The sequence below is a fragment of the Stenotrophomonas sp. As-7 genome (assembly GCF_030291015.1).
Taxonomy (GTDB): domain Bacteria; phylum Pseudomonadota; class Gammaproteobacteria; order Xanthomonadales; family Xanthomonadaceae; genus Stenotrophomonas; species Stenotrophomonas lactitubi.
Map to the genome: position 1 here is coordinate 2,047,808 of NZ_CP127405.1, position 20,187 is coordinate 2,067,994.

Consider the following 20,187-nt stretch of genomic DNA (forward strand, 5'->3'; position numbering starts at 1 on the left):
TTGGCAACCCTCGGAGCCGGGAGCGGGGTGGCGTTGGTAGGCGTCGACCTTGGTCGACGAAGGCACCGCCAACCAAGGTGGGCAGCTACCGAGGTATCGGCGCTAGCCCATCAACACCTGGCCGCCATCGACGTTGAGCACGTGGCCGGTGATCCAGCGCGCCAGCGGCGAGCACAGGAACAGCGCGGCATCGGCGATCTCGCGCGGCTGCCCGAAGCGGCCGAACGGAATCTTCGCCAGGGTGCCGTGGTACAGGGCGGGATCTTCGACGCGACGTCGATCCCAGAGACCATCGGCAAATTCGATCGAACCCGGGGCAATGGCATTGACCCGGATCCGGTCCGGGGCCAGAGCCAGCGCCTGCGAGGTGGTGTAGTGCGAGAGCGCGGCCTTGGCCGCCGCATACGGTGCACCGCCGGGACGCGGCTGCTGCGCGGCGATCGAAGAAAGATTGAGGATGCAGGCATCGGACGAGGCGCGCAGCCACGGCAACGCAAGGCGCGATGCGCGGACAGCGGCCATCAGGTCGATCTGCAGGCTGGCGGCCCAGCCGTCTTCGTCATCGGCCATGCCGTAGCCGGTGGCGTTGTTGACCAGCACATCGATGCCGCCGAGCGTGTCGGCAGCGGCCTGCAGCCAGGCGCTGATCCGGGCAGGATCACCCAGATCGGCGGAGAGGGTGTGCAGTTGCGTGCCCTGTGCCTGCGCATCGGCCTGCAGGGCGTCGAGGCCGGCCTGGCCGCGCGCGCAGGCCGAAACCTGCGCACCGGCGCCGGCAAACGCCAGCGCCAGTTCGCGGCCAATGCCCTTGCTGCCACCGGCAATCAATACCCGGCGGCCGGTGAAATCGATCACCGGCCGGCCGTCGTGCAGAGACGCGGTCTCTGCCATCACAGGTCGAACTTGATGCCCTGGGCCAGCGGCAGCGAATCCGAATAGTTGATGGTGTTGGTCTGGCGGCGCATGTAGACCTTCCATGCATCCGAGCCAGATTCGCGACCACCGCCGGTGTCCTTCTCGCCACCGAAGGCACCACCGATTTCCGCGCCCGAGGTACCGATGTTGACGTTGGCGATGCCGCAATCCGAACCGGCCGCCGACAGGAAGCGCTCGGCGGTCTTCAGGTTGGTGGTGAAGATCGAGGACGACAGGCCCTGCGGCACGCCGTTCTGCATGTCGATGGCTTCGTCCAGCGTGCTGTACTTCATCACGTACAGGATCGGCGCGAAGGTCTCGTGCTGCACCACTTCATCGCTGTTCTTCAGGCCGGTGACAATGGCCGGCAGTACGAAGTTGCCGGCGCGGTCGATGCGCGTACCGCCGGTTTCGATGGTGCCGCCGCTGGCCTTGGCCTTTTCGATGGACGCCAGGAACTGCTGCACAGCACCGTCGCTGTTCAGCGGGCCCATCAGGTTGGCCGGGTCAGTCGGATCGCCGATCTTGCCTTCCACCTGCTTGTAGGCCTTGACCAGCGTGGCCAGCACGTCGTCATGGATGGATTCGTGCACGATCAGGCGACGGGTGGTGGTGCAGCGCTGGCCGGCGGTGCCGACCGCACCGAACACGATGCCGGGGATCGCCAGCTTCAGGTCGGCGGTTTCGTCGAGGATGATCGCGTTGTTGCCGCCCAGTTCCAGCAGGCAACGGCCGAGGCGATGCGCAACCTTCTCGGCGACCGTGCGGCCGACCTGGGTGGAACCCGTGAAACTGATCAGCGGCACGCGCTTGTCGGCCACCATCTTTTCCGACAGTGCGGTGCCGGCGTCGTTGATCAGGAAGAACAGGTCCGGGAAACCGGCATCGCGCAGCGCTTCATTGCAGATGCGCATCGAGGCGATGGCGGTCAGCGGGGTCTTGTTGGACGGCTTCCACAGGCAGATGTCGCCGCAGATGGTGGCCAGGAACGAGTTCCATGCCCACACCGCGACCGGGAAGTTGAACGCGCTGATGATGCCGACCAGGCCTAGCGGCTGGTACTGCTCGTACATGCGGTGGCCGGGGCGCTCGGAATGCATGGTGTAGCCGTACAGCATGCGGCTCTGGCCCACGGCGAAGTCGGCGATGTCGATCATCTCCTGCACTTCACCATCGCCTTCTGGCTTGCTCTTGCCCATTTCCAGCGCGACGAGCGAACCGAGGGCATCCTTGTGCTTGCGCAGCGCTTCGCCGCACAGGCGCACGGCTTCACCGCGACGCGGGGCCGGGGTGGTGCGCCAGACCTTGAAGGCTTCCTGCGCACGCGCGATGACGGTCTCGTACTCGGCTTCGGTGGTGGCGCGGACCTGCGCGATCGGCTCGCCGGTGGTCGGGTTGATCGGGGTGATCAGCTCACCGCCGGTAGCGCTCGACCACTCCCCGTTGCCCAGGTAGGTGCCAGCGTTGATCGCGTCCAGACCAAGGGACTTGAGCAGCTCGGAAGACATGCAGACTCCTGTGTTTCGTTACGTTGTGTTTGGTGCCGTCGCGGGCAGGTGGGGGCGCGATGGACTGAACCGGCGATGGTAGCAGAGGGAGATTGCTGGGCTTTGGTGCGGTGCGGGGTGGATTGGACGTCAAAGACTCGACGTTGAACCCATCGACAGGCGTCCCGTTTGACATTAAATGATCCGCTTTGATGCAGTTTGACACATCAAAATCTAGCAATAGTTGCAATGACTTACACCGCAGCATGGACGTGCGGTCAGGCCTCGGTCCTGCCGAAACTTCTATCTTTTGGCACAGATATAATTCACAATTCAGTCACGCCTGATTGACAAACCTTTGACAATCGCGTGCTGGCTGGGGAGTCCACGCACGTGAAGACGAACAATTCAGCGTTCGGTCGAGTCGTGAATGGAGAAGTGCTTTGCTACATGGATCAGTAGAAGAACTTCCCGCAGAGCGGGCCCGGGTGGGCGGCCGCCGCGTCGAAGCCCGGGCTGCCCTTGAGTTGGGTTTGCGCCTGGGCGATCTGTTGCTGCTGCCAGGCATGGCGGTGCTCTCCCACATCGTGTTGTATGGCGCAGCTGCGCCGGATTCTTCCCAGCGAATCGTGTTTGGCGCGGTGATTCTCAGTGCCATCGTCTGCTTCTCCGTCGCGCCGCTGTATCGGAACTGGCGGATGCGCGGGTTGCTGGCCGACCTCTGGATGCTGTTGCTGGCCTGGTCCGCCACCTTCGCGCTGTTCTCGCTTTACGCCGTGGTGGTCGGACTTGCCGATGCAGTCCCGTCTACCTGGCTGATTGGCTGGTATGCATTCGGCCTGGGCTCGATGGCGGCGCTACGCGTCTTGCTGAGGGTACAGTTGCATCGCCTGCGTTCACGCGGGATGGACCACGAGCGGATCCTGCTGGTCGGGCTACGAGCCCCTGCTTTGAGGCTGCATCGCTTGTTGCGTGGGAAGCCGGAGCTCGGCAAGGACGTCATTGGCTACTTTGCCAGTGCGGGGGATATCGCCACCCGTCGCGGTGGTGACGCGCCGTGCCGCCTGGGGCAACTGGAAGACGTTCCGCAGTACATGGATCAGCATCGCGGCGAGTTCGATCAGGTCTGGGTGTCGATGCCGATGGGGCACGCGGCCGCGATCAAAGACATGCTCAAGCAGATTGAGCGATTTCCGGTGCCCGTGCGTCTGATCCCTGATACCACGGGTCTGGGGGCGCTCAACCCTGGCGTTCACCAGGTGGGTGATGTGACGATGATCGGTGTACGTCAAGGATTGGTGGATCATCGGTTTCGCTTGTTCAAGCGAGTCGAGGATATTGTCGTTGCCGGTGCGGCGGTGATCCTGCTGGCGCCGCTGTTTGCCGTGCTGGCCATCGGCGTGAAACTCAGTTCGCCGGGCCCGGTGCTGTTCCGACAGAAACGCCACGGGTTGGGCGGCAAGGAATTCTGGATGCTCAAGTTCCGCTCCATGCGCGCGCATGCAGAGAGTGCGGGGCAGATCACCCAGGCGACGCGTGGTGATTCACGTGTGACCAGGTTCGGTGCCTTCCTGCGCCGCAGCAGCCTGGATGAGCTGCCGCAGTTCTTCAATGTGCTCGGTGGGAACATGTCGGTGGTGGGGCCGCGGCCGCACGCGATCCAGCACAACAACCACTACGAGCGGGTGATCGAGCGCTACATGCATCGTCACTACGTCAAGCCGGGGATCACTGGCTGGGCGCAGGTGCATGGGCTGCGTGGCGAGACCCCGGAGCTGCGCTCGATGAAGAAGCGGGTTCAGTACGACATTGATTACATCCGGCGCTGGAGCCCGACGTTGGACGTGCGGATCATCGTACTGACGGCGTTGAAGGTGCTCGGTCAGAAATCGGCGTACTAAGGTGGCCGATCTCCGGAACTGCGACGTAATCCCATGAATCTGCTGGCGATTTCATCGCCTGTAACGCGCTTGTAAGGTATGCTGTGCGGCTGCCGCCGGCCCGTATGTTCTGGTCGCGCGTGCCGCAAGGAATGCCACAGGATCCAGATCAGTGTTCAAGAACGTTCTTTTTGTATGTGTGGGCAACATCTGCCGCAGTCCTTCAGCAGAGGTCATGCTGAGGGAGGCTGTCGCTGGCAAAGGCATCCAGGTGTCTTCGGCCGGTCTCGGTGCGCTGGTTGGCCACGGCATTGATGCCACTGCACAGGAGTTGCTGGTGGAGCAGGGCATGGATGGTCTGGATCATCGCGCACGCCAGATCGATGACGCGATTCTGGGGGCCGCTGATCTGGTGTTGACCATGGAGCGAAAGCACGTGCGTCGTATTGCCGAAATCGCGCCGCAGGCTTCCGGCAAGACCTTCCTGCTGGGCAAGTGGCAGCAGGATCGGGAGATTCCCGATCCGTACCGCCAACAGCGCCCGGCGTTCGAGCATGTCTACAAGCTGATGGCCGAGGGCGTGGAGAGTTGGGCGCGTCATCTTTGATGATGATGATCCACATCATTTGACTTTGGCTTCTAACGATCAGAATTGAATATGACTAGTGATACGCGCAACCCGCGCCCTGAAGAGGGCGAAGATTTTGATCTTCGTCAGATGTTTGGCACGCTGCTTGACAACAAGTGGTGGATCGCTGGGATCACAAGCTCGCTCGTTGCTGTGACAGCGGCGTATGCGCTGTTTGCAACGCCGATTTATCGCGCCGACGCAATAGTCCAGGTTGAGCCGAAGGCCCCCTCGATTCCGGGCCTCAACGACCTGAGCCAATCGCTTGGCATGGGAACTGCTGAATCCACGACCGAAATCGCGCTACTGCGCTCACGTACGGTCATTGGAACTGCAGTGCAGAAGCTCGGTCTGGAAATCGAAGTCGAACCGCGCAGGTTCCCTGTTGTCGGCGGCTACCTTGCTCGTCGCCACGATGCGGATGAGCCGGACACGCTTGCCGCAACCGTACTGGGCATGTCTAGCTTTGGCTGGGGTGGTGAAGATCTGAAGATCTTTCGGCTTGACGTTCCAGACAAGCTCCTTGCAAAGAAGCTGACGCTGATTGCCGGTGAGCAGGGGGCCTTCACCCTGCTTGACGACGATGGAGATGTCCTCGTTGCGGGGCGCGTTGGCGAGACGCTGAAGGGGCATGGCGTTCTGATGCAGGTCGAGCAGATGCATGCCGTACCGGGCGCGCGCTTTTCCGTGGTCAAGCAACGGTTGCAGGCTGTGGTCGGTGATCTTCAGGAGGCATTGATGATCGGCGAGGCGGGCAAGGATTCCGGCATCCTGAAGCTTGCCTACGACAATGCAGATCCCGCGCTTGCGCGATCGTTCCTGCAGGAGGTCGCGGAAGCCTATGTGCGGCAGAATGTCGACAGGAACTCTGCTGAGGCTTCCGCGCAACTTGAGTTCGTCAACAAGCAGTTGCCCGTCATTCGCCAGCAGGTGGATGCAGCGCAGAAGGCGCTGAGCGCCTACCAGACCCGCGCAAATTCGGTGGATCTGACGCTGCAGACCAAAGGACTTCTTGAACAGGAAGTGGCGGTCGAGACCAGTATTCAACAGCTCCGCCTTGAGCGGGCTGAGATGGATCGAAAGTTCACCAAGGATCACCCGGCTTACCAGTCGCTCATGAAGCAGATTGGAGATCTGGAGTCACGCAAGGCGGGCTTCCAGGGCCAGGTCAAGCAATTGCCGCAGGCCCAGCAGGAGCTTCTTCGTCTCACGCGTGACCTGCAGGTCAGCAATGAGATGTACATAGCCATGCTGAACCAGGCACAGCAACTGGATGTCGCCAAGGCAGGCACCGTGGGCAACGTCCGGATCGTTGATCCGTCCGACGTTGATGCAACCACGCCCGTAAAGCCTCGTCGTGGGCTTCTGGTCCTGATTGGCTTGGTGCTTGGCCTTGCGCTTTCCGTTGGATTCGTGATTCTGCGTCAGTTCCTGCGTCGGGGCGTGGAAGATCCGGCGGAGATCGAGGACATCGGCCTGCCGGTGTACGCGTCGATCCCCGTGAGCGTCAGTCAGCGGAATGACTCCGTGCGAGGCAACTTCAAACGGGATGGAAGAATGCATCTTCTGAGCATCCGTGAACCTGCAGATCTCGCTATTGAGGCCATGAGGAGTCTCAGAACGAGTCTTCACTTTGCGAGGCTCGAAGCAAAGAACAACGTCCTGCTGATTTCCGGAGCCAGCCCCAATGCCGGCAAGACCTTCGTTTCGTCAAACCTCGCAGCGGTCATTGCCCAGACTGGACAACGGGTTCTCGTCGTCGATGCTGACATGCGAAAGGGAACCCTCCATCGTGCATTCGGTGTAACGCAATCGCCAGGTCTTCCGGATCTGCTCGTGGGGCGCGCTGAACTGTCCGATGTAATTCGCCCGATTGAGGGGGTGAGCGGACTCCACTTCATTCCCCGAGGGAATGTTCCGCCAAACCCATCAGAACTGTTGATGCACGAGAACTTCACCCGGTTCATTGCAGGGGTGTCTGGCGCGTACGACATCGTCATCATCGATACTCCGCCGATCCTCGCCGTGACCGACGCTGCGATCATGGCCCATCACGCCGGGACCTCTCTTCTGGTTGCGCGTTTCGGGCTCAACCAGAAGAAGGAGCTTGAGTTGGCGCGTCGCCGCTTTGAACAGAACGGAGTAAAGCTAAAGGGCGCGATCTTCAATGCCGTTGAGAAGCGCGCGGTCGGTTACTACAGCTATGGTTACTACGAGTACAAATCGAGCGCCAACTGATGAATCTGAAGATTCAAACTTTCCAGTTCCAGGCGAAGTGATCTGCACTGCCGTTTGTTATCGACGTAGGCTACCTCGCCGAATCACCTGGCAGCTGTAGTTCGGAGCTGTGAAAAAATGAAAGCGCGAACCGCTTGGAGTTCCATCCGCAGACACCGTTTCATCTACGGCGGGAAGATGACGTTTGCCAGGGGGGTGCCAATCTTGGCCCTCCTGCTCGCGTCGATCCTGCTTACGGGTGATGCATTTGGCAGGGTTTCCATCGTGGTGACCGCGCTGGCTACCGCGTCGCTGCTGTCTGACTCCGGAATGGATGCCGCTGCAACGTGGTTGCTTGGAGGGGCGGATGAGGCCGCCAGCCCGGCACAGACCCTCTCGACGCTGATTGTGCTGAGAGTCTGCGTATCGATTGTCGCAGTGGTCGCACTCATCGCGCCGCAGGCTAGTGCGCTGGCGGGCGGCGGATCGGGCCTTGTGCTCGTCCTGACCTGCTCGCTTGCCGCTGCCGCCATGGCGTACTGCTCTGCCGTCAGGATTTCGCTGAGGGTTGCAGGTGCAGGTGAAGTTGAGGCACTTCTGTGGGAGAAGCTGGTCGGTGGGATGCTCTTCCTGCTGGCCCTGTTGTTGCTGGGCAGTAGTCTCGCTGACCATGTCTGGATCTATCCTGCGACGTGCCTGCTGGGCTGCCTGACCGTTCTATTAGGGCGCCGGCTCGGGCTCGCCGCGTTTGCGGTGAGCGATGTTCTCAGGTTGCTGAGATCGGCGGCGCCCTTCATGGTGACCACGATCTGCGCAGCGGTGGTGTGGAGACTTCCGGTCTTCCTGTTGGGCGCGGCGGGCAACTATGAGGCTGCAGGCTTTCTTGCCCTCGCAAGTTACCCCATCCTTCTCCTGAGCAGCATCTCTGTACTGTCCGCACCGCTGTTGTTCCTTCGCCGGGCACAGGATGCCCGGGAAGGGGGGGGCTTCAGGTCAACCGTCGCGATGGGGGGAGCATGCACCGTCGCGATCTGGCTGGGATATGCCGCTGTGGAGATCTCTGGTCTGTCACTTCCTATCGATGGGAGAGCGTTGGTGGTGCTGGCGGTCTTCGCGCCGGTTATGGTTCCTCTATGGCTGAATCCGCAGCTGTCCGCGTGGCTTCGCCTTCATGTATCGCTATGGGTGCCCACCGTTCCCGCGCTGTTCGGTGCGGCAGTTGGCGTAGCCGTGGTTTCAGTTTCCCTCAACAGTGCGCTGTCTGCCGTGGTCGGTATTCTCGCCGCGGAGTATTCGTCGCTTGCTTTCTACCTGGTTCTCAGGGGGCGGCAGATGAAGAATGACGCAGGAAAGGTGTAAGGGTTATGTTTGAGACGGACAAGCCTTATCTGATTGCCCTGCATCTCCTGGTTACGGTGCTCGCCGCGCTGCTGTGCTTCTCCGTTCAGGGGCGCCGCAACTACGGGCTTCCGTACCCGCTGACACCTGCGTCAATTGGCATCATTTCTATTGTTGTCGGTTCGCTTGCAGCCCATCTTCTGGCAGGTGATGACTACTTGGAATATCTGTTCCTGTGGGGGCTGCAGGTGGGCGGCGTGCTGGCAGGACTGGTTGCGGCAAAGCAGCTTCGCTCGGGTGGGCGACCCATGTGGACCTTGCCAAAGCGCCTGTCGATGCTCTGCTGGTTGACGATGGCCGCCAGTGTCTTGTCTGCCTTGGTATTCTTCGCCATCCAGGGCGTACCTTTCCTTGGTGGGGACGTCGAGCAGGGGCGAGTCGATGCGGCGGTTTCCGGAACCGGCTATCTGCGCCTGATGGCGTACATGAGCATCCCTGCATCTTCCCTGCTGGTTGCGCTGAGAAGGCGCTTTGGCTGGTTGAGTGCCGGGATTGCCTTCCTCATCATCGTCGGCCTGGCAAACCGCAGCCCGTTGCTCTATCTGATCTGTCCCATCGCACTCGCGACTTGGGCATATGGGCTCTATAAGCTCACCGGCCTGAGGGTCCTGGCGGGTGGCGTTGCCTTGGTTCTGATGGTGGCCGCAATTGGTGGCTATCGCGTGGTGAGCCAAGAGGCGTTCTACGATTACGCTGAGTACAGCGAGGATCTGGCAGCTGGGAACTACGCCGGCGTGGCGCTGACGGCGCTGACCCATTACGCAGGGGTTGTCCCAAGCAATGCAGTGCTGACCAAGCACCTGATTGATTCGGGCCAGATGAATCTGAAATTTGGCGAGACCTACTTCACCCTCTTCATTTCAGCGCTGCCCGGCGAACAGCTATCGCTTGACCGCGAAATCAAGGAACTTTCCGGAAAAGACTTCATCGGCGGCGGCACGCCACCGACGTTGATGGGCGAGGGGTATGCGAATTTCTGGTACTTCGGAACCTTCTTCAGTAGCTTCTTCCTGATTCTCGCCTTGTGTGCGATGGCCGGCAGGTTCTCCACCGCGGCCCGGGAGTCTGACGGTGATACGAAGGCGGTAGCAGCCTGCATCTACGGCTTCTTCGTATGCTGGGCGATCATGGCGCAGGTGGCGGGTCTGGCTGGAGCCAGTACCTTCCCGGTTGCTGCGGCAATCTTCTATGTATTTGCGTGGCGCGCTTGCAGCCGTGGAATGGGATACAAGTAATGGACGCACGTATTGAATCGATTGCATGGGCAATCCAATCCCCATCACGAAAGGTTGAGACTCGGCCCGCACGTTTGGTGCATGAGCTGACTCTGCTGGACGTGGTTGCCAAGCCAGCAGCTCATCAGTTTCATGGGCGTGGCGAGACTTCGGAACGCAATGAGAACAGAGGGCGTTGGCATCCGGTGCCGCGTGCCGGGGCGAAGAATGTCGCTGTCTTGTCTCCGGTTTTCCAGGGCTGGTCTCGGGAGGACGTGGTCTGGGCTGATTTCTATGACGACTGGTCGATAGCACCGGATATCAATCTCTGGCATAGGCTCCTGGCGACCATGACTTATTCCCGTATCCGACAAGGCGGGGCGAGAGGAGTGGTGGTCACCTGCAATACGCCTTATATGGCGGCAAAGTTGGGGCTGGGTCCGGAGTCGGTGGTTGCCAACGGCGTGGATTGCACCATCGCGCACTTGCCCTCGGGTGGCGACGACCGGAGACGGTTGATTGTCCTCGGCCATCTATTCAAGGGCCGAACAGACATAGAACTCCTTCGTTCGGCGCTCCTCGAGTGGCCATTTGATGACATCGTGATCGGTGCGCCCGGTACGGATCCGGCGGTACTCGGCATTCTGGATGCGTCGATTTCAGCCAATCGCCCAGTCAGGACATTCGCGTGGTTGTCATCGGAAGAGCTCGCCATGATGACCGGTGTCAGGACCGTGGGCCTTGTTCCGCACGTTGTTACCGACTACACGCTCAGCCAGGATCTCATGAAGGTCTACCAGCTGCTCGCGCTTGGCATCAAGGTGATCTGTCCGCGTCTTCTCTGGCCCAATGGCATTGATGATTCGATGGCCTTCCTTCATGGCATCGGAAGCGATCCTGGTGCGGTAGACGATTGGAACAATGCTATGTCCATTTCCCCGGCTCGGCGATTGGATTTCGTGGCCAGCCACTCCTGGAAGTCACGGGCGAGCAAGATTGCACAGCTGATTACACAGGGAGCGTATGCTTGACATCTCACTCGTAGTATTCAGGCCAAGCCTGCCCGATCTGCAGCGAACGCTGCATTCGCTCGCGGCCATCCGGAACGAGTTTGGTACGCTGTGGATCCTGATTTCCGGCAGGTCGGCGCTCCGTGCTTCCGTACAGTCGATGATCGACGACGCCGGCCTCGGCCAGTCGGTCCAGGTTGAACATCGCTTCGACAATCTGGGATTCGCCTCCGGCCACAACAGGCTGTTGAAGCGGGCATTCTCGGCGGGTGCCGTCCGTGTACTGGTGCTCAACCCGGATGTTCTTCTGGAACCGGGTGCGGTCTCGGCGTTGTCGGCTGCGGTGGAACAGCAGCCTGAGAACTGCCTGTATGGCCCAGCATTGGCGCGGATTGGTGCCGATTCAAGCTCGGTTGCACTGGTCGACAGCCTTGGGATTGCCTGGTCCCGGTCTGGCCGGCATTTCGATATCGATCAGGGCCTACCGCTGCCTCGGCTTGATGGAACCATGTCCGACGTCTGCGGCGTCACCGGTGCCTGCATGCTTGTTTCGGCTGGGGCGTTCGACACAATCGTGAGCGGTACTGGATATTTCTTCGACGATACATTCCTTGCGTATCGTGAAGATGCGGAACTCTGTATACGCGCGGGCCAGGTCGGCGTCGGCAGCAGGTCGGTCATGCTTTCAGGGTTCGGCCACGTCCGGTCGGTACGCGGTTTCCAGAGAGGCAAAGTGATTCCTGATCTGCTGGGTGTAAGGAATAGGTTTCTGATGAAGTGGCGATTAGGAAAGCATCGGCCAGGAAATTCGGTGCTGGCGGGATTTCGTGATGTTTTGGTGATTGTTGCCGTATTGCTTGGAGAGAGAAGTAGCATGCCTGGTCTGAAAGAGTCCTTTGCAATCAGGCGATATTCCATGGTGACGTCCAAGTTGCGGAGAACGAACGCATGAAGACGGTGCGGATTCTGGGTATTCGTGGCGTGCCTGCCACACACGGTGGGTTCGAGACGTTTGCCGAGCACCTGTCAAGATACCTCGTCGATCGCGGCTGGCGGGTTGTGGTGTATTGCCAGAAGGAGGGGGCTGGCCAATCGTACGACAGCAGCTGGGAAGGCGTTGAGCTCGTGAACATTCCCGTCTTCGGAGATGGTGCTCTGGCAACGGTGAAGTTCGACCTTCATTCGACGATTCACGCGTCGAAGTTCAAGAATGATATCTGCCTGATTCTCGGCTATAACACTGCGTCGTTCGCGGCGATTCTGCGCGCTCGCGGTGTCAGGACGGTCATGAACATGGACGGTATTGAGTGGTCCCGCGCCAAGTGGGGAATCGCGGCGAAGTCGTGGCTATGGCTCAACGAACGCGCCGGCTGCCATATCTGTGACGCGCTCGTAGCAGATCACCCGGAAATCGCCAGGCACCTGCAGACGCGCGTGTCGGCGAAGAAGATCACGACTATTGCCTATGGTGGCAAGGACGTCATGCATGCAGATCGCTCCCTGCTGGATTCGTTCGATGTTGTGCCCGGCCGATTCGCTACGGTGATCGCTCGGCCAGAACCCGAGAATTCGTTGCTTGAGATTGTCCAGGCCTACTCACGTACCAGGCGTGGGATGCCACTGGTCGTGTTGGGGAAGTATGACGACGGTATCGCTTACCACCGCTCGGTGATTGCGGCCGCAAGCCCTGAGGTCCGCTTTGTCGGGGCGGTCTATGACAAGAGTATCGTTCAGGCGCTTCGTTATTTCTGCGCGTTCTACATGCACGGCCATCAAGTTGGCGGGACCAATCCCTCATTGGTGGAGGCAATGGGTGCAGGCAACGCCATCATCGCCCATGACAATAGATTCAACAGGTGGGTTGCGGGTAGCGGGGCGCTGTACTTCAGTAGTGTTGAAGAATTGAGTGATCGTATTGCAGCAGTCCTTGACGGGGCCTCTGAGAGGGACAGGCTCAGTCGCGAAAGCAAGGCAAGATTTTCAGACGAGTTCACTTGGGATTTCATTCTTGCAAAGTACGAGACTTTGCTCGCCAAGACAATCAGAGCGAGTGCCGAGTAGTTCTAGCTTGATTTAAGGCTGCCGCTTGGTGGCGTCAGGAATATCGGGTTGCCGCGGCCCTCGTCGTAGCCGTTTTGCAAACGGCCGCCTCAGACCTTGGCCGACTCCGTGGCGGGTTCTTTCGCTGTTCTGGACGGGAGGGGCGTGCAGCGATATGGCTCCAGCCATGTGTTCTTCCAGAATGAATCTCCGGCGGCCAATGCGCTGCCTGGGATTTGCCACTTACTTAGTGCTGTTTCGTTGGTGCGGTGCCGGTGGGGCGGTGCCGGTGGGGCTGAAGGCAGCACATCGCCACAATGCAATCGATCTTGACGCATGATGCTTGCAGGGTGGGAGAGTCCCGGGCGAAAGCCTAGCTGTATGTGGTGGTCAGAGTTGTCGCGCTTCTGCGTGATTTCTTTCGCGTGCGTAAGAAGTCGTTCTGGCGAAATAGACGTCGCACGCCGCACGCCGCACGCCGCTCTGAGCGTCTAGTGCGTCAGGCAGTGCTCTCAATCGTCGATCGTACGCATGTTGTCGTAGAAGAAGCGTTCGTCGCGGTCGCCCGTCATGCCGTAGAGGCCGTACTTGCGTCCAAGCATGGCGCCGCCATCGCGGATCAGTGGGTTCCAGTTGAAGGCCGCGCGACCGCGCGTGGAGCGCGGCAGGAAGCCATCGAGCGGAATGCTGAAGTAGATGCCCTTGTCGAAGCTGCCTTCACCAAAGTCACGCGCCGAGACATTGGTCTTGGTCGCGTAGGCGCCCATCGTCACACCGTTGTCGAATACGCGGGCCAAGTCCAGAGTGGCACCCTTGTCGCCAGCGAGGTACTGGCCGACCGAGAGCGAGCCGATGATTCGCTCACGGGCGTCGAAGGCGTAGTAGATCGTGGCGTGGCCAGTGGTGATGCGATAGTCACGCAGACCCCAGTGCTGGTCGTAGTCACGCTGCTGCACCCGGTTGAGGTTTGCGCCGACCGCCCAGCGCTCTCCGCTAGGACGATATAGCAGCTCGCCGCCGACGCCCGCATACATCCACTCCAGATAACCCGCGTAGGCAATGCCATACAGGTCCGGTGCCAGCCGTCCGGCGATGTTGGCCTGCAGGTTGGGCAGCATCACGTCGGAGGTGGTCAGATACTGGCGGATGTCCGTGCGCACGCGTGGCAGGCGGCTGGGCGCGTTGTACTTGAACTTGTGGTAGTTGTTGATGATGTCTGCACTGACGGTGCCGGTCAACCAGATGTTGTCGCGTAGGAGCAGACTGCCTGAATAGTTGGCCGCAACCTGATACAGGATGAAGCCATCAGGGCCGCCGAGGTTCTGCCGGTAGCCGATGTTGAAGCCACCGCCAAAGGGGCTTCGTTTGGGCTTGTAAAGCGTTTCGCGCGCACGCGCATCTGCCGGCTGGAGTTCCGTGCTCCGGCGTAGCACATCCTCGCCGACTGTGCCGTCCAGGTAACCGGCGAAGGCTTCACGGTTGATCGACAGATCGGCGATGGGCATGCCCACGCGGGCGGTGCGCAGGGTGAACCAGTCGTAGTCATTGCCGGTTGCGTTGGCGAGGATGCGGGTGGCCCGGCCCAGGCCCTTGGCAGCGTGCAGGTAGCGTGTCTGGTAACCGTCGACGTACAACTCGTCGCCACGGCGTGAGATGCGCTCGACACGGAAACCTGCATTGCTCTGCAGTTCCGCGCTGATTGCGGCCCAGTCCAGCGCTGTCGCAGGCGGAGTGCTGCTGCTCTCGTCGCTGGAAGCAATCATACGGGTGGCAACGACTGCCCTGGGCAGCAGTCGCTGAGGTGGTGGGTCAAACGGCTTCGGTGCCGCAGGGGCATTGCCGGGGTTGCCTCGCAGGGTGAGCGAGAACATCGCCGCGTCGCCTCGCTCCCATGCTGCGGTCAGCTCGACATTGGGATTGGGCAGGTAGACCAGGCCCACGTTGATGGGCGTGCGCTGGCGCAGATTGTTGTTGCGGGGTTCGCGGCGATAGTCGTTGCCGTCGTATTCGATTTTGAGCAGCAGCTCATCCATCGGCGTTTGGTAGGTGATGCCACCAAAGATGCCGACCGGCCCCTTGAACATGTTGCTGAGACCAAATTTGCCCGCCTGCGAGATTTCGCTGTTTGCCACGGGGCGTCGGTTCTTGAAGCGATCATCGAGCGTTCCGAGAGGATTGGAAAAGTCTCCGCGGTTGCCGATGTAACCGGTGGCGAGCCCGAGGGATGCATCGATCGGCCCAAAGTTCTTGTTGGCGACTATGTATTCGCTGGAAAAGAAGCCCGTGCCGCCTAGGTCGCGAACGCCAAAGGCTACCTCCGGCAGCAGGCGTGACTCTTCCCATAGGCGCAGCTTGAAATCGATGGATTTGTCCTTGTAGTGCTGGTCACCGGCTACGCTCCTGCCATACAGCAGGTTGTTGACGTTGATGTAACGGAATGAGGTCTCCAGCCATGGGAATGGCTGCATTGTCAGGTTGTACCGCGCGTAGGGTGCGTTGTAGGAAGCCGTGAAGCTCAGATCACCATCGTCGGCCATGCGCGCCGTCGGCGTCTGCAGCAGGCCTACTCCGCCCCATTCATTGGAGGTGGGTGGCGGTGCCTCCTGTGCGTGCAGGGCGCTGGAAAGCGACAGGGCAAGCGCGCTCAGCGCAAATCGGGCGGGGCGCACCAAGCGCGCACGCGGGTAGGACTGGGTCATCACGGGCTGACAGGCTGGGTGGCGATGAACGCGGCAAAATCGCTGTTGAACAGCGGATCGATGCGCTTGATGAGCGAAGCACGTACGGGCACGAACACCGTGCCGCCGGCAGCGACAGCCTGGAGATCTGCGCGGTTCCAGAAGGCGATACCCAGCTGCTGGACGTGCCCATCGGGTTGGATTACATAGATGTTGTCGCGGTCGGCAAACACACTCGGACGACAGTCGCGCAGGTAGTCACGCGCGTCGCGCTGCGGGGAGTGGGGTAGCCGGCAGGTCTGCTCCACCGCACCCATGACGGTGATCGTGCGCGGCTGCAGCGGGAACCGCAGCGTATCGCCCGGAGCAAGTACCGGGTTGTTCGCGGGCTGCACCTGGATCAGCCGCGCGGCACCAGCAATGGGGGCGCGGCCGGTCGCCTGATGCGTGTCCAGCCAGGTCAGCAGTGTGTGCGCAAGTGCCGCAACCTGTGCGTCAGCAGACTCTGCCAGCTGCTCAGCACCGTACTGCAGCCCGGCACGCAACCGCGTCTGAGCTTGCACTGCCTGTGGTCGCTCGAAGCTGGCACCCAGCAGGTAGGCGTCGACGCGTGGGCGGGCCAACAACATGCCATCTGCCAGGCGGGCGCCGGCCGTCAGTTCGTACGCCCCGGCCGCGTCAGCCGCACCTTCAATATGCACCTGCGCGGCCTGGGCAGCACTGGCGGCAAACAACGCGGCGAGGATTGCTGGGTTGAGAGTTCTGAACGTCATGGCTCAATCCTTGGCCGGGCGATAGGGTTTGAGCTGGGTCAGCTCCGCAATGCGGCCGGGCGCCAGATGCTGGCGGCTCTTCCAGATGAAGCCGGTGGCGGGATCGGCCCAGTAGACATTGCGGCCATGCATGCCCCCGCCCTGCAATTGTTCGTCGAAACGCTGCAGGGTGCGGCTCGTGCCGAGGATGTCAACCTGCTCGAGTACGCCCCTGCTCAGGATGCCGGTCACGGCCACGCTGACCTGGTAGGCGGGCACCCAGTCATAGCGGCGTTGCACGGTCACTGGCGTGGTTACAGCACGCAGGTCGTTGAACGGAGAAGGGCCGTCGATGCGGGCACGCCATTGCTGCCCCAGCCCACTTCCACCCAGCAGCAGGCCGTGGCGATCCATCTCGAACACTGCATGTGAACCAGCGAACCACTGCTGACGGCCAGCGTCGACGTAGCCGAGCACTGCCACGGCAGCGATATCAGGCGCGTCCACTTGCATCTGCGGAAAACGATTGCTGGCCACGCGCTCGGCAGTTACCTGTGCCGGGCGATAGGTGATCAGCCGGAAGGCGTCCACTGTTGAACGGCTGCCGGTAGTGCAGCTGGTGAGCAGCAACGCGGCGACGATGGCCGGCAACAGCACGCCAAAGGCGCGATGTGCCAGGCAGTGGCGGGCCGCGTCCATGCGTGCCATATCAATTGTCCCTGATTTCGGTTCCGGTACGCGCCGCGTTGTACAGGATATTAGTGAAAGGCAGCAGCTGATTCACGAAGCGGTTCCAGCGGCTGACGCCGGCAGCGCCGACAAATACCACGTCGCCCGGTCGCAGGTGGAACTGGCTGCCGGCGGCAAAGGCAGTTGGCGAGCGCGCCTCCAGCTGGTACACAATCGAGGGCTCCTGCTGCAGGTCCGTGCTACCACGGATGACATACACGGCGTTGCCATTTGCGGTCTGCTGCAGCAGGCCGCGTGCACGGCCAAGCGCCTGATTCAGCGAGACATCGCCGGTGCGGAAGCTGTAGGCGCCGGGCTGATTGACTTCGCCCACCACGAAGATCTCCTTGCGATCCAGGTAGGGCACGAAGATGGAGTCGCCATCCTTGAGGAGTAATTGGCGACCGCCAAACTCGCGGGCCAGGGTTTCCAGATTGATGGTGTAGGTCGTGCCTTCCCGGCTGAGCTGGATGCCGGACAGATCGGCCTGCATGTTGTCCAGCCCGGCTTGGCTGATCGCGTCCGCAAGCGTCATCGGCGATGTGCCCATGGCGATCGGTGATGAGCGCTGGGCGGCGCCTGTCACCCAGACGCGCTGGCTGCCGTAGTTGAGGACGGACACATCCACCTGAGGCGACTCCACGTACTTGGCCAGACGATTGCTGATTTCTTCGCGGAGCTCCATTGGCGTCTTGCCCGACGCCATGACCTTGCCGATATAGGGATAGAACAATGTGCCGTCACTCTGCACAAGGCGCCCCGCCAGAGTGCCTTGCTGCTGTGGACCTGCCGGTACTGTCAGTTCTGGGTGATCCCATACGGTGACATAGAGAATGTCGCCGGCGCCGACGGTGTATGGCGCAGGTTGGTAATCGAACAGCGCAGCTGGCAGCGAATTCTGCGCCCGCGCGGCATTCTCCTGCGCTACAAGCTTCGGAGTGATGGTGACGATTTCCAGCTGGCCATTGCCGCTCTGGCGGTCAATGGCAAGGTCGCTACGGCGCAGGTGCTGCCCGGGTGCAAGCGCACAGCTGGACAGTGCCGCTGCGGCAAGCGCAGCGGCAAGAAGGCGAGGGGTAATGTTGTTCATGAGAAATGAGAGTCTGGCAGGCATAAAAAACCCCCGCCGGGTCGCGCCCGGCGAGGGCCTGAGTGATACGCAGTGCGTTGATCAGCCGCCGGTGCCGCCCGTGCCACCCGTACCACCGGTGCCACCCGTACCGCCGGTGCCGCCCGTACCGGGGCCGCCCGGGCCCGGGCCACCGGGATCGGTGCCGCTGCCACTGTCGTTGCTGCCGCTGGTGCTGTCGCCGCCGATGCTGTAGGCAACGGCCGCCGCAGCGACGGAGAGCACAGTGGTGCCGACCACGGCAGCAGTCGAGACGCCTGCAGCTTCTGCTCCGGCGACTTCAGCAGCAGTCTCGGTGCCGGCCGTAGCCTGCGCTTCCTGTGCGAAGCTCATCATCGGGGAGGCGGACAAGGCCGCCAGTGCCGCAACTGCGATCATCTTCTTGAACATGGGGATGCCTGCTCCGTCAGGGAAAATTCCTCGCTTATGTTCGGTGGACGAATCCTGGCTGTCAAGGTTTGTGAAAGTTACGTGTCAACGGTTGTGTTTGGCTGGCGTCGGGTGGCCGCGCAGATCGTGGCGTTCAAACGCTTGTCCGCGGCCGGACATTGTCCTCGCCGTGGCCTTCACGAGGTCATGGGTATGCAGGTCCGCAAGCAACGCCGGGATGGTCGTGGCGGCGGCAATGGCCATCAACGCGGCGCGGCCACGCACGGCCAAGACGCTTCCCCGCATCTGCGAGCCGTGCAGCACCCAAGCAGACGCGGCTAGGCCGAGGCTGAGTCCGATGACGATCTCAGACAGAGAGTGTGCTTGCAAAGGCAGTCGAGAGACGGCGATCGCCACGGCAAGCCCTGTGCCGGCGAGGGCCCAGGCCCGTAGACGTCGACTCCGACCGCTTGCCAGCAACCAGAAGGTCACGGGATAGACAGCGCTGGACATCGCGGCATGGCCAGAGATACCAGTGAAATCCAGATACTCCAAACCGAAACCCCAACCCATGAATGCGATCTTGCTGGCCAGCGTGATAGCGGCGACCACAATGACGACCGCCGCCCATCGCCACAGCAGGCGGCGGTGAGATGTTGGCAGGAACAAGGCTAGTACAGTGGCAAGTGGAAATAGGGCGCGGCTGTCGCCGAGTGCAGACAGGCTCTCCCAGAAGGTCATCATGCGTTTACATTGCGGGTGCAGCGGATGGAGACGAACAGAATACCGATGCTGGGCACTCTGCAGGAGACGCGCCGCTTGGTCCATTCAGCTGGACACGGTATCCTTTGCCGCTGCCGATGGCCCCGTAGCTCAGCTGGATAGAGCGTCCCCCTCCTAAGGGGAAGGTCGCCCGTTCGAATCGGGCCGGGGTCACCACAGTCGATCGTGAAAGTCCTCATGGTTCCGGCTTGCAGGTGGCAGCGCGGAACGGGGCGGGTCACGGCCTGCCGTCTTTGCTGGTAGCTGCCCTGGGCTAGAGTGCGGAGTGACATCCCCTCGCCAATGATCATGTCCGAGCACCTGCAGCCTGTGCAGTCATTGCACTACGCCACCATCGTCAGCTGGCTTGATTCGGCCGCGGCCACCCAGCGTTGGGCAGGGCCCGGCGTCGCATTTCCGCTGGCGCCGGATCGCCTGGCCCACGCCCTGGAACTGGAAGTCCGCCCTGGCTGGGTATTGCTGGACCCGCAGGACAACTGCCTTGGCTTCGGCCAGTACTGGCTGACCAGAGCCGATACCGCCCATCTCGGTCGGATCATTGTTTCTCCGCAGGCGCGCGGGCGTGGCCTTGGGCGTGTACTGATGCAATCCTTGAGCAGGCAGGCGCTGAAGGCGGATGGCGTCCGGCGGCTCACCCTGCGCGTGTATCGCGACAACGTGGCCGCGGTGGCTTTGTATCGCAACCTAGGATTCGTCGCGATTGAACAGGAATCTACGGCGGAGCTGCTGTTCATGGCCTGTCCCGCCGACTGAGCAGAGGGTACCGGGCTCTGCACTCCCGGTGCACATCACCTGCACGCGCTGCTGCAGCCGGACTCGGCAGTCTGGTGGCGTCCCCAACGGTTGCCTAGGAGCGCCCCCATGAATACCCCCGGCACCCCCAAGCCTTCCTGGCGCCAGCGCAACGTGCTGCTGACCGTCGCCGCAGTGCTGCTGGTGATCGTGCTGATCCTGCTCT

General features: G+C 61.4%; 17 protein-coding genes and 1 tRNA gene. 10 read left to right on the top strand and 8 right to left on the bottom strand.

Features of this window, described 5'->3' with window-relative positions; all coding sequences use genetic code 11:
- Positions 1-102: 102 nt before the first annotated feature.
- Complete coding sequence (locus QP457_RS09610) at positions 103-891, bottom strand: SDR family oxidoreductase (RefSeq protein WP_205405630.1); 789 nt, start codon at positions 889-891, stop codon at positions 103-105.
- Entirely contained in the window at positions 891-2,423 is a 1,533-nt protein-coding gene (locus tag QP457_RS09615) for an aldehyde dehydrogenase family protein (RefSeq protein WP_025874884.1), read from the bottom strand. The genes QP457_RS09610 and QP457_RS09615 overlap by 1 nt, the downstream gene beginning before the upstream one ends.
- 422 nt (positions 2,424-2,845) lie before the next feature.
- On the opposite strand from QP457_RS09615, the gene QP457_RS09620 reads away from it, so the two are divergent.
- The 8 genes from QP457_RS09620 to QP457_RS09655 all read left to right on the top strand — a co-directional run bounded on the left by QP457_RS09620 (position 2,846) and on the right by QP457_RS09655 (position 12,810).
- A complete protein-coding gene (locus tag QP457_RS09620) occupies positions 2,846-4,303 on the top strand; it encodes an undecaprenyl-phosphate glucose phosphotransferase (RefSeq protein ID WP_240196599.1) in 1,458 nt (485 codons plus the stop codon).
- A gap of 151 nt (positions 4,304-4,454) precedes the next feature.
- On the top strand, positions 4,455-4,889 hold the full coding sequence (locus QP457_RS09625) for a low molecular weight protein-tyrosine-phosphatase (protein ID WP_205405628.1): 435 nt from the start codon (positions 4,455-4,457) through the stop codon (positions 4,887-4,889).
- Between the two features lie 51 nt (positions 4,890-4,940).
- Positions 4,941-7,148 carry a polysaccharide biosynthesis tyrosine autokinase gene (locus tag QP457_RS09630; protein ID WP_205405627.1) on the top strand — a complete coding sequence of 736 codons (2,208 nt, stop codon included), beginning with the start codon at positions 4,941-4,943 and terminating at the stop codon, positions 7,146-7,148.
- Between the two features lie 177 nt (positions 7,149-7,325).
- On the top strand, positions 7,326-8,486 hold the full coding sequence (locus QP457_RS09635) for an oligosaccharide flippase family protein (RefSeq protein WP_275890691.1): 1,161 nt from the start codon (positions 7,326-7,328) through the stop codon (positions 8,484-8,486).
- A 5-nt stretch (positions 8,487-8,491) separates the two neighbouring features.
- The gene (locus tag QP457_RS09640) at positions 8,492-9,760 is read left to right on the top strand and encodes a hypothetical protein (RefSeq protein WP_205405625.1); all 1,269 of its coding nucleotides are present in this window, start codon (positions 8,492-8,494) and stop codon (positions 9,758-9,760) included.
- The gene (locus tag QP457_RS09645) at positions 9,760-10,770 is read left to right on the top strand and encodes a hypothetical protein (protein WP_205405624.1); all 1,011 of its coding nucleotides are present in this window, start codon (positions 9,760-9,762) and stop codon (positions 10,768-10,770) included. Before QP457_RS09640 ends, QP457_RS09645 begins: the two co-directional genes overlap by 1 nt.
- Entirely contained in the window at positions 10,763-11,701 is a 939-nt protein-coding gene (locus QP457_RS09650; RefSeq protein WP_205405623.1) for a glycosyltransferase family 2 protein, read from the top strand. The genes QP457_RS09645 and QP457_RS09650 overlap by 8 nt, the downstream gene beginning before the upstream one ends.
- Complete coding sequence (locus tag QP457_RS09655) at positions 11,698-12,810, top strand: DUF1972 domain-containing protein (protein ID WP_205405622.1); 1,113 nt, start codon at positions 11,698-11,700, stop codon at positions 12,808-12,810. Before QP457_RS09650 ends, QP457_RS09655 begins: the two co-directional genes overlap by 4 nt.
- Before the next feature lie 491 nt (positions 12,811-13,301).
- On the opposite strand, the gene QP457_RS09660 is transcribed toward QP457_RS09655, so the two are convergent.
- From QP457_RS09660 to QP457_RS09685, 6 genes are all read right to left on the bottom strand, one after another.
- Entirely contained in the window at positions 13,302-15,326 is a 2,025-nt protein-coding gene (locus tag QP457_RS09660) for a YjbH domain-containing protein (protein WP_240196598.1), read from the bottom strand.
- A gap of 161 nt (positions 15,327-15,487) precedes the next feature.
- Positions 15,488-16,240 carry a capsule biosynthesis GfcC family protein gene (locus QP457_RS09665; RefSeq protein WP_205405620.1) on the bottom strand — a complete coding sequence of 251 codons (753 nt, stop codon included), beginning with the start codon at positions 16,238-16,240 and terminating at the stop codon, positions 15,488-15,490.
- Between the two features lie 3 nt (positions 16,241-16,243).
- Positions 16,244-16,918, bottom strand: a complete 675-nt coding sequence (locus QP457_RS09670; protein WP_205405619.1) for a YjbF family lipoprotein — start codon at positions 16,916-16,918, stop codon at positions 16,244-16,246.
- Between the two features lie 10 nt (positions 16,919-16,928).
- A complete protein-coding gene (locus QP457_RS09675) occupies positions 16,929-18,038 on the bottom strand; it encodes a polysaccharide biosynthesis/export family protein (protein WP_205405618.1) in 1,110 nt (369 codons plus the stop codon).
- Positions 18,039-18,119: 81 nt separating this feature from the next.
- The gene (locus tag QP457_RS09680) at positions 18,120-18,467 is read right to left on the bottom strand and encodes a hypothetical protein (RefSeq protein WP_205405617.1); all 348 of its coding nucleotides are present in this window, start codon (positions 18,465-18,467) and stop codon (positions 18,120-18,122) included.
- A gap of 84 nt (positions 18,468-18,551) precedes the next feature.
- Positions 18,552-19,190 carry a phosphatase PAP2 family protein gene (locus QP457_RS09685; RefSeq protein WP_205405616.1) on the bottom strand — a complete coding sequence of 213 codons (639 nt, stop codon included), beginning with the start codon at positions 19,188-19,190 and terminating at the stop codon, positions 18,552-18,554.
- A gap of 118 nt (positions 19,191-19,308) precedes the next feature.
- Here QP457_RS09685 and QP457_RS09690 point away from each other — a divergent pair.
- Both QP457_RS09690 and QP457_RS09695 read left to right on the top strand, forming a co-directional pair.
- Positions 19,309-19,385: transfer RNA gene (locus QP457_RS09690), tRNA-Arg, on the top strand.
- A gap of 132 nt (positions 19,386-19,517) precedes the next feature.
- Positions 19,518-19,982 (top strand): GNAT family N-acetyltransferase, encoded by a 465-nt coding sequence (locus QP457_RS09695; protein ID WP_205405615.1) that lies wholly within the window; start codon positions 19,518-19,520, stop codon positions 19,980-19,982.
- Positions 19,983-20,187 lie beyond the last annotated feature (205 nt).

Coding starts and splice junctions, on each gene's coding strand:
- QP457_RS09650 (WP_205405623.1), top strand. CDS start 10,763: ATGCTTGACATCTCACTCGTAGTATTCAGGCCAAGCCTGCCCGATCTG.
- QP457_RS09635 (WP_275890691.1), top strand. CDS start 7,326: ATGACGTTTGCCAGGGGGGTGCCAATCTTGGCCCTCCTGCTCGCGTCG.
- QP457_RS09655 (WP_205405622.1), top strand. CDS start 11,698: ATGAAGACGGTGCGGATTCTGGGTATTCGTGGCGTGCCTGCCACACAC.
- QP457_RS09685 (WP_205405616.1), bottom strand. CDS start 19,190: ATGATGACCTTCTGGGAGAGCCTGTCTGCACTCGGCGACAGCCGCGCC.
- QP457_RS09680 (WP_205405617.1), bottom strand. CDS start 18,467: ATGTTCAAGAAGATGATCGCAGTTGCGGCACTGGCGGCCTTGTCCGCC.
- QP457_RS09645 (WP_205405624.1), top strand. CDS start 9,760: ATGGACGCACGTATTGAATCGATTGCATGGGCAATCCAATCCCCATCA.
- QP457_RS09615 (WP_025874884.1), bottom strand. CDS start 2,423: ATGTCTTCCGAGCTGCTCAAGTCCCTTGGTCTGGACGCGATCAACGCT.
- QP457_RS09670 (WP_205405619.1), bottom strand. CDS start 16,918: ATGGACGCGGCCCGCCACTGCCTGGCACATCGCGCCTTTGGCGTGCTG.
- QP457_RS09675 (WP_205405618.1), bottom strand. CDS start 18,038: ATGAACAACATTACCCCTCGCCTTCTTGCCGCTGCGCTTGCCGCAGCG.
- QP457_RS09695 (WP_205405615.1), top strand. CDS start 19,518: ATGTCCGAGCACCTGCAGCCTGTGCAGTCATTGCACTACGCCACCATC.
- QP457_RS09660 (WP_240196598.1), bottom strand. CDS start 15,326: ATGGCCGACGATGGTGATCTGAGCTTCACGGCTTCCTACAACGCACCC.
- QP457_RS09630 (WP_205405627.1), top strand. CDS start 4,941: ATGACTAGTGATACGCGCAACCCGCGCCCTGAAGAGGGCGAAGATTTT.
- QP457_RS09610 (WP_205405630.1), bottom strand. CDS start 891: ATGGCAGAGACCGCGTCTCTGCACGACGGCCGGCCGGTGATCGATTTC.
- QP457_RS09665 (WP_205405620.1), bottom strand. CDS start 16,240: ATGACGTTCAGAACTCTCAACCCAGCAATCCTCGCCGCGTTGTTTGCC.
- QP457_RS09640 (WP_205405625.1), top strand. CDS start 8,492: ATGTTTGAGACGGACAAGCCTTATCTGATTGCCCTGCATCTCCTGGTT.